Source organism: Streptomyces sp. NPDC041784 (assembly GCF_055591025.1).
In genome coordinates, this window is sequence record NZ_JBVJAB010000003.1 from 392,698 (window position 1) to 407,572 (window position 14,875).

Sequence of the window (14,875 nt, forward strand, 5' to 3'; positions counted from 1 at the left end):
CCTGTGGTCATCTACCGCGATCCTGTGGTCACGCGATGGCAGGCCATCGCCGGGGTGTGCGTCTCGGGCCACTCACGGCCGCGCTCGGTGATCAGCCAGATCCATCTGTCCGGCTCCTGGGGTGTGATCGGCGGGGCGTATCCGTCGGTGAGGACGATCACCGCGTCCGGACGGACGTCGAAACGGCGGCCGCCGATCTCCGTACGCCCCTCCACGTAGTCCGCGACCACCTGGAAGCTCGTGCCGCCACCGCCGTACACGCGCTCGCCCGGCCTGAAGGGCATCACCACGGCGTCGAAGGACAGCCAGTGCGCCTCCACCCCCTCGATCCGGCCGACCAGGTCGGTGAGCCAGCCGATCACGTGGTCCGGCATGGACCCCGAGGTGTCGTAGGCGATCACCAGCACCTTCTCCCGCACCGGACCGCGGCGGGCCAGCACCGGGTCCTGGCCGAGCGCCGCGAGCAGCGCGCCCCGCTTCTTGGGGTACACCAGCCGCTCGCCGTCGCGGAGCTTCGAGCCGAGCACGTCGACCAGCCAGCGCTGCCACCAGTCGACCGTGCGGGTGCGCGGGGTCTCACCGCGCAGCATGCCGGCGCCCAGCCGGCCCCACAGGCGGGCGGCCCGCGGCGAGTCGCCCTCGGTGCGGCCCATCAGGTCGAGCAGCTCACGCTCCGCCCCGGTGTGCCCGCGGCGCGCCGCCAGCAGGGAGTTGAGCAGCGCCGACGACGTCACCGAGTCGACGGTCTCCTGGTCGGCGGGGATGCCGCCCTCCGCCAGGTGCACGCACAGCCGCCGCTCCGGGACCGGCGGGTGCCGCATCCGCTTCAGCTCGCCGTACACCCGCAGGTCGGTCTCGGTGAACGCCGGGTACGCCACCGGCTCCAGCCCATGAGTCGTCAGATCCTCGACGTAGGCGTCGTACACCTGCCGGGGGTCGACGCCCGTCGGCCGTCCGTCCAGCAGGGGCAGCTCCTCGCGGGCGAGCCGGACCAGCGCCACGTGGTTGATCGACACCTCGGCGGCCAGCTCGAACACCGGGTCCTCGCGCAGCTCCGGAGCGGCCAGCAGATGCCGGTGCACGAGATGCCGGGCCTCGTGGAACAGGACGAACTTCACGCCGTCCAGGCCGAGGCCGACGAAGAAGTCCGGGTTGTAGAGCAGCAGGCAGGTGCCGTCGCCCGAGGCCACGACCGCCGCCGTGTCGACCGCCGTCGTCGGGATCTGGTGGTGGCACTTGGCGTACAGCCAGGACGCCACCGCCGACTCCGTCAGCCCGAAGTCCAGCAGCGCGGCCTCCTTCAGCCGGCGCGCCTCCTCCACGACCTCCGGAACCGCCGGACGGTACGCCTCCAGCGCTCTGCGGTCGGCGAGGTCCACCACCGGCAGACGCCGCCGCTCAGGCTCCCCGTACGCCATGTCCCGCCCCCCCGTACCCCATTTGCCGTGCTTTCCCCGTGCCTCATTGGTACCAGGCCCCACTGACAACGGGCCAAGGCATTACGCTCTGCGGCAAGGGCGGGGCCGTAGCGCAGAGGCAGGCGCACCGGTCTCCAAAACCAGAACACGCTGGTTCGAATCCAGCCGCCCCGCCCCCCTCCTTCGGTACGCGGCCGACGTCCGTGCGGCCGGTGGATCCGGCATGCGGACGTAGCGACTCGGTGACATGGGTGTCGTGGGAACCGCATATTTCTCCCGCCGTTCCAGGGAAGAAATACGAGGGGAGGGCGAATTCCATGAGTGGTAAAGCCGTACGGGTCACCATGTCACGGGCCGAGTGGGAGAACTCTCCGGTGGACACGAGCAGTCGTGACGCCGATGGTGTGGGCCCGTTCGGTATGGAGGTGCAGGACCCGCGTGATCCTGAGCGGTTCTTTCACTGCCGCTCTTTCGAAGGAGCCGCGGGGCCTGTAGGGGGAGAGTCCACGCGCAGTCTCTGCTGGATGGGTGAAAAGCCCACCGGTGACAGTGGGTTCAATGCCGCCGCGGTTCGGGAGGACGGTGACGGCCCCTGGCTCGTGCCGATATCCCTTGGCGCGGGAAGTCCGGAGGTCCGCATGGCGAAGGTGCGGAAGGTCTTCCTCTGACGGCCCCCTGCCTGCTTCGCCCGGCCGGACGCCCCGCCCTCTTGCGCAACGCCGGACGTTCAGGCGATCGCGCCCGCCGTCCGCACGAGTTGCGGGGCCGTCCCGTGGAACGTCCCGGCGAGCTGGGCCAGTACCGCCCAGGCCTCCTCGCGGTCGCTCAGGTGGTCGTGGACCAGGGGGCGCAGGGCGTGCTCGGCGTCGGTGACACGGGTCGGGAACATCAGGTGGCCCAGGGCCAGGACCTCCAGCACCCGGGCGGCCGGGCCGTGGGCGGTGGCGTAGACGGCGGGGCCGTCGAGCACGCCCGCCTGCCGCACCCGGTGCGTGAACTTGGGGTGTGAGCCGAACTGGGCGCGCAGCGCGGGCGGGCAGTCCGGGCGGACGGACAGCACCCAGCGGGTGTAGCCGGGCAGCGGGTGCTCGGCGTCCGCCGCGGTGACCGTCGTCCAGTCGTCCCGGGTGAGGACCATGGAGCCGGCCGCGCGGGCGGCGGGCATGGAGGCGGCCGTGCGCAGGGCGCCGACGAGGCCGAGGCGGACGTAGCTCTCCGGGATCTCGGGTTCCTCGCCCGGCAGCCGCCGGGGGTCCACCGGCACGGGGGCCGTCCGTCCGGGGCCGAACGGCACGCCCCGGGCGACGGCGCGCCGCAGGCCGGCGTCCGTGCCGAGGTGGCGCCAGACCACGGCGTTGAGCGCGGGGTCGTCCTGCTCCAGGACCCACAGCACCACGGAGGCCGGGACACGGGGAAGGGCCCAGACGCGGTCGAGCCGCCGGCGGGCCACCTCGGGGCTGTCGGGCGCGGGCAGGCCGACGCGTGCCCGGATCCGGGCGGCGGTGTCCTCGTCGGTCAGGCCGAGCAGGAAGCCGAGGGCCTGCTGGACCGTGTCGCTGTGGCGCATGGCGGCATGATGCCGCAGACGGCGAACGGCCCGCACCGGGAATTCGGTCCCTTGTGCGAGCCGTTCGTGGCGTGGAGCGGCGGATCAGCCGGCGGCGCGCGCCGCCATCCGCGCCTTGCGCGCGGCCAGCTTCTCGTCGAACTTCAGGGCCTCCGCGTCCAGGCCGCCCATGAAGAGACCCAGTTCGTCCTGGGCCTGCTGTCCCTCGGGGCCGAGGCCGTCGATCTCCATGACCTTCAGGTGGCGCAGCACGGGCTGGAGCACGTCGTCGTGGTGGATGCGCATGTTGTAGACCTCGCCGATCGCCATCTGCGCGGCGAACCGCTCGAAGCCGGGCATGCCGTGGCCGGGCATCCGGAAGTTCACGACGACGTCCCGCACGGCCTGCATGGTGAGGTCGGGGGCCAGCTCGAAGGCGGCCTTCAGGAGGTTGCGGTAGAAGACCATGTGCAGGTTCTCGTCGGTCGCGATGCGGGCCAGCATGCGGTCGCAGACGGGGTCGCCGGACTGGTGGCCGGTGTTGCGGTGCGAGATGCGGGTGGCCAGCTCCTGGAACGCGACGTAGGCGACCGAGTGCAGCATGGAGTGGCGGTTGTCCGACTCGAAGCCCTCGCTCATGTGGGCCATGCGGAACGCTTCCAGCTTGTCCGGGTCCACCGCGCGCGAGGCGAGCAGGTAGTCGCGCATCACGATGCCGTGCCGGCCCTCCTCCGCGGTCCAGCGGTGCACCCAGGTGCCCCAGGCGCCGTCGCGGCCGAAGAGCGAGGCGATCTCGTGGTGGTAGCTGGGCAGGTTGTCCTCGGTGAGCAGGTTCACCACCAGCGCGATCCGACCGATCTCGGTGACCTTCGACTGCTCCTTGTCCCAGGCCTCGCCGTCCTCGAAGATGCCCGGGAAGTTGCGGCCGTCGCTCCACGGCACGTACTCGTGCGGCATCCAGTCCTTGGCGACCTTCAGGTGCCGGTTGAGTTCGGTCTCGACCACTTCCTCGAGTGCGTACAGCAGCTTGGCGTCGGTCCAGACGGCGGGGCTGCCGAGGTGCGGGGAAGTGATCGTCACGGGGTACTCCAGGGGACGTGAAACGGAGCCGAACACTCCGGCGGGCGGACGCCGGAACTTACGGGATCGTAGGCTACGAACCCGTAGGTTACGAAGCCGTAGGTTAAGTTCGTCGTAAAGACCGCTGATCAACCAGGCTTCGCGGGGGTGTCCGGGTATCGTCCGGGTATCCCAAAACGGCCCCGGGAACCGCAGGTCCCGGGGCCGAAAAGGTGATCGGTTCACCCCTTCAGGCGTACAGCTCCCGCAGCCGTACCGAGAGACATGTCACACAGCCCTCGAGCTTCTCGAACTCGCTGATGTCGACCACGACGGGGTCGTGACCGAGGTCGGCGAGCAACTCCGCGGTCTTCGGCGCGCTCGCCGCGATCAGCAGCTTCGCGCCGCCGAGCAGCACGACGTGCGCCCCGGCCTCCTCGGGCACCGACAGGAAGCGCGGGAACAGCGACGGCCGGTCCACCTTCGGGATGTGCCCGATCACGGTGCCGTCGGGCAGCGCCGTGACCGCCGACTTCAGGTGCAGCACCTTGGTCACCGGTACGGCGACCACCCGCGCGCCCAGCGGCTCGAAGGCGGCCCGCACCTGCTGCACGCCGGCCGCGTTGGTCCGCCCGCCCCGGCCGACGTAGATCGTGTCGCCGATCTTCAGCACATCGCCGCCGTCCAGCGTGCCCGGCTCCCAGATCCAGTTCACCGAGCAGCCCAGGCGCGCCACGGCCTCCTCGACCCCCGCGACCTCGTCGCGCCGGGACTCCGCGCCGGAGCGCGCGATCAGCGCGACGTTCTTGTACATCACCACCGTGTCCTCGACGAACACGGAGTCCGGGCAGTCGTCGGCCGGGTCCACCTCGACGGTCTCCCAGCCGTGCGCCCGCAGCGCCTCGGCGTACGCCTCCCACTGCTGCTGGGCCAGCTCCACGTCGACCTTCTCCCGCTCGACGTGCGTCACCAGGCCTTCGGCGAGGCGCGGGCTGGGGCGGCGGATCAGGGCCTTCTGGCTGGGCACGTCCAGGTCTCCGAATCGGCGGGGGCGCAGGGCTGCCCGGCGGCTGACACCACGGACGCCCTGCCGGCGCCGCCGGTCGCGGCGCCGGTCAGCCATCATGCAGCCCCGGTCCACCAGGACAAAACCCCTGTCGCCGGGCTGTGCCCCTCCTGAGACAGGCCCTTAAGCCGGCTCCGCCGCCTCCTGTGCCGTCGTCTCGCGCAGCTCCCCGTCCAGCAGCAGCCAGCGGGTGACGCCGATGGACTCCAGGAACGGCAGGTCGTGACTGGCCACGACCAGCGCCCCCTCGTAGGACTCCAGAGCCGTGGTGAGCTGGCGCACGCTCGCCGTGTCGAGGTTGTTCGTCGGCTCGTCCAGCATCAGCAGCTGCGGGGCCGGCTCGGCCAGCATCAGCGCCGCCAGGGTGGCCCGGAAGCGCTCGCCGCCGGACAGGGTGTCCGCCTTCTGGTCCGCGCGGGCGCCCCGGAACAGGAAGCGGGCCAGCCTGGCCCGGATCCGGTTCGGGGTGGCGTCCGGCGCGAACCGCGCCACGTTCTCGGCCACCGTCAGCTCCCCGTCGAGGACGTCGAGCCGCTGCGGCAGGAAACGCAGTGGCACATGCGTGTGCGCCTCGCCGGACACCGGTGCCAGCTCCCCGGCGATCGTGCGCAGCAGCGTCGTCTTGCCCGCGCCGTTGCGCCCGATCAGCGCCACCCGCTCCGGACCGCGCAGCTCGAAACCGCCCGCCACGCGCGCGCCGTGCGCCAGTTCCAGGTCCATCAGGGTCAGGACGCCCCGCCCCGGTGGGACGGCCGTGTACGGCAGGTCGACGCGGATCTCGTCGTCGTCCCGGACGGCCTCCACCGCGTCGTCGAGCCGCTCCCTGGCCTCGGCGAGGCGCTCCTCGTGCAGGATGCGGTGCTTGCCCGCGGACTCCTGCGCCGCGCGCTTGCGCGCCCCCATGACGATCTTCGGCTCGCGTTTCTGGTCCCACATCTTCTGCCCGTACCGCTTGCGGCGGGCCAGTTTGACCTGGGCGTCGGCCAGTTCGCGTTTCTGTTTGCGCAGGTCGGCCTCGGCGACCCGCACCATGCGCTCGGCGGCCTCCTGCTCGGCGGCGAGGGCCTCCTCGTAGGCGGAGAAGTTCCCGCCGTACCAGGTGATCTCCCCGGAGCGCAGGTCGGCGATCTGGTCGACGAGGTCGAGCAGTTCCCGGTCGTGGCTGACCACGATCAGTACGCCCGGCCAGGACGCGACGGCCGCGTGGAGCCGCCGGCGGGCGTACAGGTCGAGGTTGTTGGTGGGTTCGTCGAGCAGCAGGACGTCCGGGCGGCGCAGCAGCAGCGCGGCCAGCCGCAGCAGGACCGACTCGCCGCCCGACACCTCGCCGATGGTGCGGTCGAGGCCGATGTGGCCGAGCCCCAGCTCGCCGAGGGTGGCCAGGGCGCGCTCCTCGACGTCCCAGTCGTCGCCCAGGGTCTCGAAGTGCTCCTCGGAGACGTCGCCCGCCTCGATGGCGTGCAGGGCGGCCCGCCGGGCGGCGATGCCGAGGGTCTCGTCGACCCGCAGGGCCGTGTCGAGCGTGACGTTCTGCGGCAGGTGGCCGACCTCGCCGGCGACCCGCACCGCGCCGTCGGACGGGGCGAGCCGCCCGGCGATCAGCTGGAGCAGGGTCGACTTGCCGGAGCCGTTGACGCCGACCAGTCCGGTGCGGCCGGGGCCGAAGGCGACGTCGAGTCCCTCGAAGACGGGCGTGCCGTCGGGCCAGGAGAAGGCGAGGGAGGAACAGGTGATGGAATGAGTCAAGGTGGGCCTCGCGGTTGCGTATGCGGTCAGGGCAACGCGTGTCGAGACACCGGAAGGCGGCGACCACCGCGGGAGCGGGGAGCGCGAGGGCATACGGAAAGCCCTGTTGCGCAGGGACGGCTCGAACGCCGAGGTCGCACGCGGCGCTCACACGGTGTACGTGTGGCGCGGTGTCTCAGGACCTCAGACGAGCAACGTCCTTCTCCAATCGGCGGCAACAGGACCGTTCTAGACGGTAGAAGGGGCCGGTGGCGCTGTCAAAGGATTAACGGGCGCCCCCTCGGTGGATCAGCAGGCGTCCCGCATCAGCTCCGCCAGGTCGTGGTCGAGGTCGAGCTGGAGGTGCTCCAGGCCGACGGGGACCAGCTCGCTCGTGGCCCGCAGGAAGCGCCGGATCTCCGATGAGTGCACATGCACCACGGCGGTGCCCTCGGGGGCGTGGAACTCCAGCACCGTGCGGTCGTACCCGTACGGGCGGACGCGGACGTCGCCGTGGCCCTCGGCGTCGTGCAGGCCCGCCGCGAGGAGGTCGCGGGCGAAGGTCCAGCAGACCTCCACGCCCTCCAGGGTGGCCGGGGCCGGGAAGGTCATACGGACGGCGAACGGGTCGCTCCGGTCGTAGTGCAGCGTGGCGGGGATGCTCGGCATCCGAGGCGCGGCGGCGACCAGGCGGGCCTCTACGGGCTGCTCGATGACGGTGGACAACGCCTTGCTCCCTTGCGACGACGACGTGACAGGTGCCGGTCGGATGGGGCCGGACACTGGATAGAGACGCTGGAACCGGCCGATCCGTGCACACGGATTCCGAGTGACCTCGGTCACCGCGTTTCATGCACACGAGTGACGTGTCTCATCTCCCGTGCCCGGTAGGACGGTTGGGGCGAACGAGGTCCTCTGGACGCCACCGGAACCGTCGGCTAGCTTCCCCCGCCATGAGGCGCTTGGGGAAGACGCGACGCACGGTACGGGCGGCAGGGCGGGCGCGGAAGAGGGCCGTGGCGGCCGGAGCGGCCTGCGCGGTGGTGCTGGCGGCCCTCACCGCCGTACCGGCGCAGGCCCGGACGGCACCGCACTGGGACCTCAAGGACACCGGCGCCACCGGCGTACGGCTGCGCGGTCTGGCGGCGGTCGACCGGGACACCGCGTGGGTCGCCGGGACCCGGGGGACCGTCCTGCGCACGACCGACGGCGGGGCGAGCTGGCGGAACGTCTCCCCGCCCGGCGCCGCCGACCTCCAGTTCCGCGACGTCGAGGCGTTCGACGCGCGCCGCGCGGTGGTGCTGGCCATCGGTGAGGGCGAGGCCTCACGCGTGTACCGCACCGACGACGGCGGGGCGACCTGGACGGAGTCATTCCGCAACACCGACGCCCGCGCCTTCTACGACTGCCTGACCTTCTTCGACCGTCGCCACGGCCTCGCCATGAGCGACCCGGTGGACGGCAGGTTCCGCATCCTGTCCACCAGCGACGGCGGCGGCTCCTGGTCGGTGCTCCCCGACCGGGGCATGCCGGCCGCCCTGGAGGGCGAGGCCGGCTTCGCGGCGAGCGGCCAGTGCCTGGTCTCCTCCGGGCCGAGGGACGTGTGGCTCGCCACTGGCGGAGCGGCACGCGCGCGTGTGCTGCACTCCGCCGACCGCGGCCGGACCTGGACGGCCACCGACACGCCCGTCCCGGCGGGCGACCCCGCGCGCGGGGTGTTCGCCCTCGCCTTCCGGGACCGCGCGCACGGCCTCGCCGTCGGCGGCGACTACCGCGCCGACCAGCCCTCCCCACGGGCCGCCGCGACGACCGGGGACGGCGGCCGCGCCTGGCGCCCCGCGGACACCCCGCCGCCCGCCTACCGCTCCGGCGTGACCTGGCTCCCGCACAGCCGCACCGCCGCCCTCGCGGTCGGCCCCACCGGCACCGACCTGACCACCGACGCCGGCCGCACCTGGCGCACCGTGGACACCGGCTCGTACGACACCGTGGACTGCGCGCCCCACGGTGGCTGCTGGGCCGCCGGTGAGCAGGGGCGGGTGGCCCGCCTGGAGAGCTGAGCCGCATCCGGGGTACCCGGTGGACGCGCACACGAGAGGAGAGCGCCATGCCACGCGGTTCCAGCCCCAAGCGGGAGCGCCAGTACGAGCACATCAAGGAGAGCGTGAAGGACCGGGGCGAGAGCACCGAGCGGGCCGAGGAGATCGCCGCCCGGACGGTCAACAAGGAACGCGCCCGGTCGGGGGAGTCGAAGACCGCGAGCCGCACGTCCCTCCAGGACATGTCGTCCGGCAGGAGGGGCGGGCTGCGGTCCGGCAAGGGCTCCCAGGGGCCCACGTACGACCAGCTCTACGAGGAGGCGAGGCGGCGAGGCGTCAAGGGTCGTTCGAACATGGACAAGAGCCAGTTGCAGCGCGCCCTGGACGCGAAGAAAGGCTGACGGTCGCCGGGAAACGTTTTCGCGGACCCGCGCGCGGGAGCCGTACGCTCGTCCCCACTATGACGACCGTCAGCGTTCCCGCGGGCTGGCCCGCGACAGAGGAAGAGGCCCGCGCCGTCCAGGACGAGCTGCGGGCGCGGGTGGTGCTCGACGAGTCCGGGCCGCCGCCCGGGACGGGACGGGTGACGGGGGTCGATGTCGCCTACGACGACGAACGGGACGTCGTCGCGGCCGCCGCCGTCGTGCTGGACGCCGCGAGCCTCGACGTGGTCGCCGAGGCCACCGCCGTCGGACGGATCTCCTTCCCGTACGTGCCCGGACTGCTCGCCTTCCGCGAGATCCCCACCGTGCTCGCCGCCCTCGACGCCCTGCCCGGCGACCCCGGCCTGGTCGTCTGCGACGGCTACGGCCTGGCCCACCCCCGCCGCTTCGGCCTCGCCAGCCACCTCGGCGTCCTCACCGGCCTGCCCACGATCGGTGTCGCCAAGAACCCCTTCACCTTCACGTACGACGATCCCGGCGTCGCGCGCGGATCCTCCTCACCGCTGCTGGCGGCGGGCGGCGAGGAGGTCGGGCGCGCCCTGCGGACCCGGGCGGGCGTCAAGCCGGTCTTCGTGTCCGTCGGCCACCGGGTGACCCTGGAGCGCGCCTGCGCCCACACCCTCGCCCTCACCCCGGAGTTCCGGCTTCCGGAGACCACCCGCAGGGCCGACTCCCTGTGCCGGCGGGCGCTTCAGGAGGCGACGATCCGCCACTGACCCACCTCGCGGTACGCCGAGTCGTGGACCGGCGAACCGTCTCCGGGCTCCATGGCGTAGTGGCCGAGGTTCCCGCCCCAGTACCGCAGGATGCGCCCCAGCTCGCGCACCGTGTCCTCGGCCGGCGCGCCCTCCTCCACGGTGACTTCGAGAACGAACTTCATGCTGATCACCTCCCTCCGCTCCAGCACTTCAATCGTTTCATTGAAGTGCTTGTTGGCACTTGGGGCCCGAGGGAGCGGGGGAGGCAGGGAAAAAGTCTCAAATCGGGGGCAAGGAGGGGGCCGGTGGGGCGCACGGGCCGTGCGACGCCGACGCCGACGCCGACGCCGACGCGTACGCCCCGCAGGGCTTCTGAGTACGGCGACTGAGTACGGCGACTGAGTACTCGTACGGATGTGCGCCCCGGCCCCCGCTCGGCAGGCTGTGCCCATGACCACGCACCATGCCCCGAAGCCCCTCGCCGACCCCGACCGGCCCGTCGAGCGCGCCGTGAACGCCGCCCTGATCCTCGCCGTCCTGGCCGGGCTGGGCTGGATCGTCGGGATGATCTACACGCTGGCGCAGTGGCCCGTGTAGCGCCCCTCCGGCGGCCCGCCCACCTCAGCGGCTCGCGGCCACCCGGAAGCGGATGCCCGCGCGGATCAGCCGCTCGGTCAGCGCGTCGCCCATCGCCACCGCCGTCGTGACCTGTCCTGCCGTCGGCGGGAGGTCGTCGAAGGCCAGTGCCAGCGCCCCCTCGGCGAACATCTTCGCCGTCTCGCCGTAGCCGGGGTCGCCGCCCGAGACCTCCGTGAACACCCGCCGGCCGCCGCCCTCGCCGACGAACCTGACGGAGAACCAGCTCCGCGCCCGCTTCTCGGCGCTCGGCCCCTCGCCCGGCTTGAGCCGGTCCGACAGCCAGCGCCGGGCGGGCGGCAGCTGCGCGGCGGCGGCGAGCGTGCCGACGGCCGCGACCCCGCCCACGGCCATCGGCAGATGCCGTACGGCCGCGTAGTGCCGGTAGCGGAAGTCGGGGCCGTAGCGCTCCAGGGCCTTCGCCGACCGGCGCACGATCTGCGGGTCGATGGTGGGCAGCGGCAGCGCCCACGCGCCGACCTCCGGCGCGAACCGGGGCGCGCCCACGGGCGCCGTCACCCGCCGTCCCATCAGGCGGGGCTCGTGCCGTCCCCGCTCCCGGGCGGCGGCCGCCATCTGCCGGCCGCGCGCGAACTGGCCCAGCGCGGAGGCGAACGTCCCGCCCGAGAAGGTGGCGTCGGCGGTCACGAAGCCGTCCACGGTCAGCGGCACGCCCTCCGGCAGCTGCCGCACGGTGAAGTACGCGCCCAGGTCGTGCGGGACGGAGTCGAAGCCGACGGCGTGCACCAGCCGCGCGCCCGTCTCCCGCGCGCGGGCGTCGTGCCGGACGTACGTCAGGTCCACGAACTCCGGCTCGCCGCAGAGGTCCAGACAGTCGGTGCCGAGGTCCGCGCAGGCGGCCACGAGGTCCTCGCCGTGACGGACATAGGGCCCGACGGTCGTCGCGACCACGCGCGCCTGCTCCGCGAGGGCGCGCACCGACGCCGGGTCCGACACGTCCGCCCGCAGCACCCCGGCGTCCGTGCCGAGCCGCTCGCGCAGATCCCGCAGTTTCTCCTCGCTGCGGCCGGCGATCGCCCAGCGCAGCCCCTCGGGCGCGTGGGCGGCCAGGTACTCCGCGGTCAGTGTCCCGACGAAGCCGGTCGCCCCGAAGAGCACGATGTCGTACGGACGATCCGTCCGGTTTGTCTTGCGCATGACACCCCTTGTTCGCTCATGGCACCCCTCGGTGCGTGCAGCCCGCGCCGCTGTCGGTGGCTGAGGCTAGCGTGAGGAGTGCGGAGCCCGACGACGAGCCCGGAGGCAGCAGGTGACCGTGTCCAGGAACGCCCTGAGGAAGTGGGAGAAAGTACGCGCCTTCGCGCTCGGCCTGCCCGGTGCGGCCGAGGAGTTCCCGTGGAGCGAGTCGGTCGCCAAGGTCAACGGGAAGGTGTTCGTCTTCCTCGGTGTGGCCGACGGCAGCTACCCCCTGGGCGTCACCCTCAAACTCCGCGACGAGACGGCCCACGCCCACGCGCTGGCCTCCCCGGGCGCCGAGCCCGCCGGATACGGTCTGGGGAAGTCGGGCTGGGTGCGCGTCCCGCTGGAGGAGCCGGACGCCCCGCCGGCCGACCTGCTGTGCGACTGGGTGGAGGACAGCTACCGCACCATCGCGCCCAAGCGGTTCATAACGGAGCTGGACGCCCGCTGACGAGGGCCGCGCCCCTGCGGCGCCCTCGCTGCCCCGTGGCGCCACCGGTGCACCCGCGGAGCCCCCGGCTAAACTGGCTAAGCGCTTGCTCGCCACCTCTTGTCTCCACTGGAACGTGTTCTTAGCATCACTGGTGTTACATCGGTTGTGTCACAGCAAGGGGGCTGGATGACAACGGCAGACACGCCAGGGCACGGCCCGCTCACCGGGGTGCGCGTGGTCGAACTGGCGGGCATCGGGCCCGGCCCGTTCGCCGCCATGCTCCTCGCCGACCTCGGCGCCGACGTCGTCCGGGTGGACCGCCCCGGCGGCTCCTCCCTCGCGATCGACCCCGACTACGACATCACCAACCGCAACAAGCGGTCCGTGGTCGTCGACCTCAAGGCACCGGACGGCCCCGCGCGCGTCCTCGACCTCGCCGCCCGCGCCGACGTGCTGATCGAGGGCTACCGGCCCGGTGTCGCCGAGCGCCTCGGCGTCGGCCCCGAGGCCTGCCACGCCCGCAACGCCCGGCTCGTCTACGGCCGGATGACCGGCTGGGGCCAGGAGGGCCCGCTCGCCCACCGCGCGGGCCACGACATCGCCTACATCGCCCTCACCGGCACCCTCGGCATGATCGGCCCGGCGGACACGCCCCCGCCGGCCCCGGCCAACCTGCTCGGCGACTACGCGGGCGGCTCCCTCTACCTCGTCGTCGGCGTCCTCGCCGCCCTGCACCACGCGTGCGCGACGGGCACCGGCCAGGTCGTCGACGCGGCCATCGTCGACGGCACCGCCCACCTCTCCGCGATGATCCACGGCATGCTCGCCGCGGGCGGCTGGCAGGACCGGCGCGCCGCCAACCTCCTCGACGGCGGCTGCCCGTACTACGGCACCTACGAGACCGCCGACGGCGGCCACATGGCGGTCGGCGCGCTGGAACCGCAGTTCTACGACGAGTTCGTGGACCTCCTCGGCCTGGGCGACTTCCGCGCGGCACGCAAGGACTGGACGCGCTGGGGAGAGCTGCGCGAGGCCGTCGCCGCCCGCTTCAAGGCCCGCACGCGTCAGGAGTGGACGGCCGTCTTCGAGGGCTCCGACGCCTGCGTGGCGCCCGTGCTGTCGCTGCGCGAGGCCCCGCACCACCCGCACCTCGCCGCCCGCGGCACCTTCACCGACCACGGCGGCATCACCCAGCCCGCGCCCGCGCCCCGCTTCTCCGCGACCCCCACGACCGTCCGCGGCGGCCCGGCGCAACCGGGTGCCGACACCGCCGCCGTGGCCCGCGACTGGGGCGTCCCCCGACTCCTCGACCAGGCCCGGCCCACCCCCGAGACCCCTCTCCCCGACCCTCACTGAAAGGCCTCCCGTGAGCACCGAAGCGTACGTGTACGACGCGATCCGCACCCCGCGCGGGCGCGGCAAGGCGAACGGCGCCCTGCACGGCACGAAGCCCATCGACCTCGTCGTCGGCCTCATCCACGAACTCCGCGACCGCTTCCCGGGCCTCGACCCGGCCGCGATCGACGACATCGTGCTGGGTGTCGTCGGTCCCGTGGGCGACCAGGGCTCCGACATCGCGCGTATCGCGGCGATCGCCGCCGGACTGCCGGACACCGTCGCCGGCGTCCAGGAGAACCGCTTCTGTGCCTCGGGCCTGGAGGCCGTCAACATGGCGGCCATGAAGGTCCGTTCCGGCTGGGAGGACCTGGTCCTCGCGGGCGGCGTGGAGTCGATGTCCCGGGTGCCGATGGCCTCCGACGGCGGCGCCTGGTTCAACGACCCGATGACCAACCTGAACGTCAACTTCGTGCCGCAGGGCATCGGCGCCGACCTCATCGCCACCATCGAGGGCTTCTCCCGGCGCGACGTCGACGAGTACGCGGCCCTGTCCCAGGAACGGGCGGCGACGGCCTGGAAGGACGGCCGCTTCGACCGCTCCGTCGTCCCGGTGCGCGACCGCAGCGGCCTGGTCGTCCTCGACCACGACGAGCACCTGCGCCCCGGCACCACCGCCGACTCCCTCGCCAAGCTGAAGCCCTCCTTCGCCGACATCGGCGAACTGGGCGGCTTCGACGCCGTGGCGCTCCAGACGTACCACTGGGTGGAGCGGATCGACCACGTGCACCACGCGGGTAACTCCTCCGGCATCGTCGACGGCGCCTCCCTGGTCGCGATCGGCTCCAAGGAGGTCGGCGAGCGGTACGGGCTCACCCCGCGCGCGCGGATCGTCTCCGCCGCCGTCTCCGGCTCCGAGCCGACCATCATGCTCACCGGCCCCGCGCCGGCCACCCGCAAGGCCCTGAAGAGGGCGGGCCTGACCATCGACGACATCGACCTCGTCGAGATCAACGAGGCGTTCGCGGCGGTCGTGCTGCGCTTCGCGCGGGACATGGGCCTGTCCCTCGACAAGGTCAACGTCAACGGCGGCGCCATCGCCCTCGGCCACCCGCTCGGCGCCACCGGCGCGATGATCCTCGGCTCGCTCGTCGACGAACTGGAGCGCCAGGACAAGCGCTACGGCCTGGCCACCCTCTGCGTGGGCGGCGGCATGGGCATCGCCACGATCGTCGAGCGCGTCTGACCACCCAGCGGAACTCAGAGACTTCTACGGA

15 protein-coding genes and 1 tRNA gene are annotated in these 14,875 nt (G+C 72.7%); 8 read left to right on the top strand and 8 right to left on the bottom strand.

The features are described 5' to 3' along the window. Window positions 1-11: 11 nt before the first annotated feature. Window positions 12-1,418, bottom strand: a complete 1,407-nt coding sequence (locus ACZ6D7_RS08455) for a vWA domain-containing protein (RefSeq protein ID WP_469485468.1) — start codon at window positions 1,416-1,418, stop codon at window positions 12-14. A 99-nt stretch (window positions 1,419-1,517) separates the two neighbouring features. On the opposite strand from ACZ6D7_RS08455, the gene ACZ6D7_RS08460 reads away from it, so the two are divergent. Next, window positions 1,518-1,593, top strand: a tRNA-Trp gene (locus tag ACZ6D7_RS08460). A gap of 552 nt (window positions 1,594-2,145) precedes the next feature. Here ACZ6D7_RS08460 and ACZ6D7_RS08465 read toward each other — a convergent pair. From ACZ6D7_RS08465 to ssgD, 5 genes are all read right to left on the bottom strand, one after another. Continuing rightward, the gene (locus ACZ6D7_RS08465; RefSeq protein WP_469485471.1) at window positions 2,146-2,985 is read right to left on the bottom strand and encodes a hypothetical protein; all 840 of its coding nucleotides are present in this window, start codon (window positions 2,983-2,985) and stop codon (window positions 2,146-2,148) included. Window positions 2,986-3,069: 84 nt separating this feature from the next. After that, window positions 3,070-4,044 carry an acyl-ACP desaturase gene (locus tag ACZ6D7_RS08470; protein WP_469485473.1) on the bottom strand — a complete coding sequence of 325 codons (975 nt, stop codon included), beginning with the start codon at window positions 4,042-4,044 and terminating at the stop codon, window positions 3,070-3,072. Between the two features lie 229 nt (window positions 4,045-4,273). After that, entirely contained in the window at window positions 4,274-5,050 is a 777-nt protein-coding gene (ddaH, locus tag ACZ6D7_RS08475) for a dimethylargininase (RefSeq protein ID WP_469485476.1), read from the bottom strand. A 162-nt stretch (window positions 5,051-5,212) separates the two neighbouring features. Continuing rightward, window positions 5,213-6,835 carry an ABC-F family ATP-binding cassette domain-containing protein gene (locus ACZ6D7_RS08480; RefSeq protein WP_469485478.1) on the bottom strand — a complete coding sequence of 541 codons (1,623 nt, stop codon included), beginning with the start codon at window positions 6,833-6,835 and terminating at the stop codon, window positions 5,213-5,215. Window positions 6,836-7,123: 288 nt separating this feature from the next. Continuing rightward, window positions 7,124-7,540: a spore wall synthesis regulator SsgD gene (ssgD, locus tag ACZ6D7_RS08485; protein ID WP_469485481.1), complete on the bottom strand. Its 417-nt coding sequence runs from the start codon at window positions 7,538-7,540 to the stop codon at window positions 7,124-7,126. Between the two features lie 227 nt (window positions 7,541-7,767). Here ssgD and ACZ6D7_RS08490 point away from each other — a divergent pair, with 227 nt between their 5' ends. The 3 genes from ACZ6D7_RS08490 to ACZ6D7_RS08500 are packed head-to-tail and all read left to right on the top strand — an operon-like array spanning window position 7,768 to window position 10,012. Continuing rightward, window positions 7,768-8,874 (top strand): WD40/YVTN/BNR-like repeat-containing protein, encoded by a 1,107-nt coding sequence (locus ACZ6D7_RS08490; protein WP_469485486.1) that lies wholly within the window; start codon window positions 7,768-7,770, stop codon window positions 8,872-8,874. 47 nt (window positions 8,875-8,921) lie between these two features. After that, entirely contained in the window at window positions 8,922-9,254 is a 333-nt protein-coding gene (locus ACZ6D7_RS08495) for a plasmid stabilization protein (protein WP_469485490.1), read from the top strand. Window positions 9,255-9,313: 59 nt separating this feature from the next. Next, complete coding sequence (locus ACZ6D7_RS08500) at window positions 9,314-10,012, top strand: endonuclease V (RefSeq protein WP_469485493.1); 699 nt, start codon at window positions 9,314-9,316, stop codon at window positions 10,010-10,012. Here ACZ6D7_RS08500 and ACZ6D7_RS08505 read toward each other — a convergent pair. After that, window positions 9,988-10,176, bottom strand: coding sequence for a hypothetical protein (locus ACZ6D7_RS08505; protein WP_469485496.1), 189 nt, complete (start codon window positions 10,174-10,176; stop codon window positions 9,988-9,990). The two genes, ACZ6D7_RS08500 and ACZ6D7_RS08505, sit on opposite strands and share 25 nt — an antisense overlap. 268 nt (window positions 10,177-10,444) lie before the next feature. On the opposite strand from ACZ6D7_RS08505, the gene mmpA reads away from it, so the two are divergent. Further along, the gene (mmpA, locus tag ACZ6D7_RS08510) at window positions 10,445-10,591 is read left to right on the top strand and encodes a morphogenic membrane protein MmpA (protein ID WP_469485499.1); all 147 of its coding nucleotides are present in this window, start codon (window positions 10,445-10,447) and stop codon (window positions 10,589-10,591) included. Window positions 10,592-10,615: 24 nt separating this feature from the next. On the opposite strand, the gene ACZ6D7_RS08515 is transcribed toward mmpA, so the two are convergent. Continuing rightward, the gene (locus ACZ6D7_RS08515; RefSeq protein ID WP_469485501.1) at window positions 10,616-11,788 is read right to left on the bottom strand and encodes a saccharopine dehydrogenase family protein; all 1,173 of its coding nucleotides are present in this window, start codon (window positions 11,786-11,788) and stop codon (window positions 10,616-10,618) included. Window positions 11,789-11,900: 112 nt separating this feature from the next. On the opposite strand from ACZ6D7_RS08515, the gene ACZ6D7_RS08520 reads away from it, so the two are divergent. From ACZ6D7_RS08520 to ACZ6D7_RS08530, 3 genes are all read left to right on the top strand, one after another. Continuing rightward, window positions 11,901-12,281 (top strand): MmcQ/YjbR family DNA-binding protein, encoded by a 381-nt coding sequence (locus ACZ6D7_RS08520; protein WP_469485504.1) that lies wholly within the window; start codon window positions 11,901-11,903, stop codon window positions 12,279-12,281. 168 nt (window positions 12,282-12,449) lie between these two features. Further along, a complete protein-coding gene (locus ACZ6D7_RS08525; protein ID WP_469485507.1) occupies window positions 12,450-13,619 on the top strand; it encodes a CaiB/BaiF CoA transferase family protein in 1,170 nt (389 codons plus the stop codon). Between the two features lie 10 nt (window positions 13,620-13,629). Then, window positions 13,630-14,844 (top strand): acetyl-CoA C-acetyltransferase, encoded by a 1,215-nt coding sequence (locus ACZ6D7_RS08530; protein WP_469485509.1) that lies wholly within the window; start codon window positions 13,630-13,632, stop codon window positions 14,842-14,844. Window positions 14,845-14,875 lie beyond the last annotated feature (31 nt).

Coding starts and splice junctions, on each gene's coding strand:
- ACZ6D7_RS08455 (WP_469485468.1), bottom strand. CDS start 1,418: ATGGCGTACGGGGAGCCTGAGCGGCGGCGTCTGCCGGTGGTGGACCTC.
- ACZ6D7_RS08465 (WP_469485471.1), bottom strand. CDS start 2,985: ATGCGCCACAGCGACACGGTCCAGCAGGCCCTCGGCTTCCTGCTCGGC.
- ACZ6D7_RS08490 (WP_469485486.1), top strand. CDS start 7,768: ATGAGGCGCTTGGGGAAGACGCGACGCACGGTACGGGCGGCAGGGCGG.
- ACZ6D7_RS08495 (WP_469485490.1), top strand. CDS start 8,922: ATGCCACGCGGTTCCAGCCCCAAGCGGGAGCGCCAGTACGAGCACATC.
- ACZ6D7_RS08500 (WP_469485493.1), top strand. CDS start 9,314: ATGACGACCGTCAGCGTTCCCGCGGGCTGGCCCGCGACAGAGGAAGAG.
- ACZ6D7_RS08505 (WP_469485496.1), bottom strand. CDS start 10,176: ATGAAGTTCGTTCTCGAAGTCACCGTGGAGGAGGGCGCGCCGGCCGAG.
- mmpA (WP_469485499.1), top strand. CDS start 10,445: ATGACCACGCACCATGCCCCGAAGCCCCTCGCCGACCCCGACCGGCCC.
- ACZ6D7_RS08515 (WP_469485501.1), bottom strand. CDS start 11,788: ATGCGCAAGACAAACCGGACGGATCGTCCGTACGACATCGTGCTCTTC.
- ACZ6D7_RS08525 (WP_469485507.1), top strand. CDS start 12,450: ATGACAACGGCAGACACGCCAGGGCACGGCCCGCTCACCGGGGTGCGC.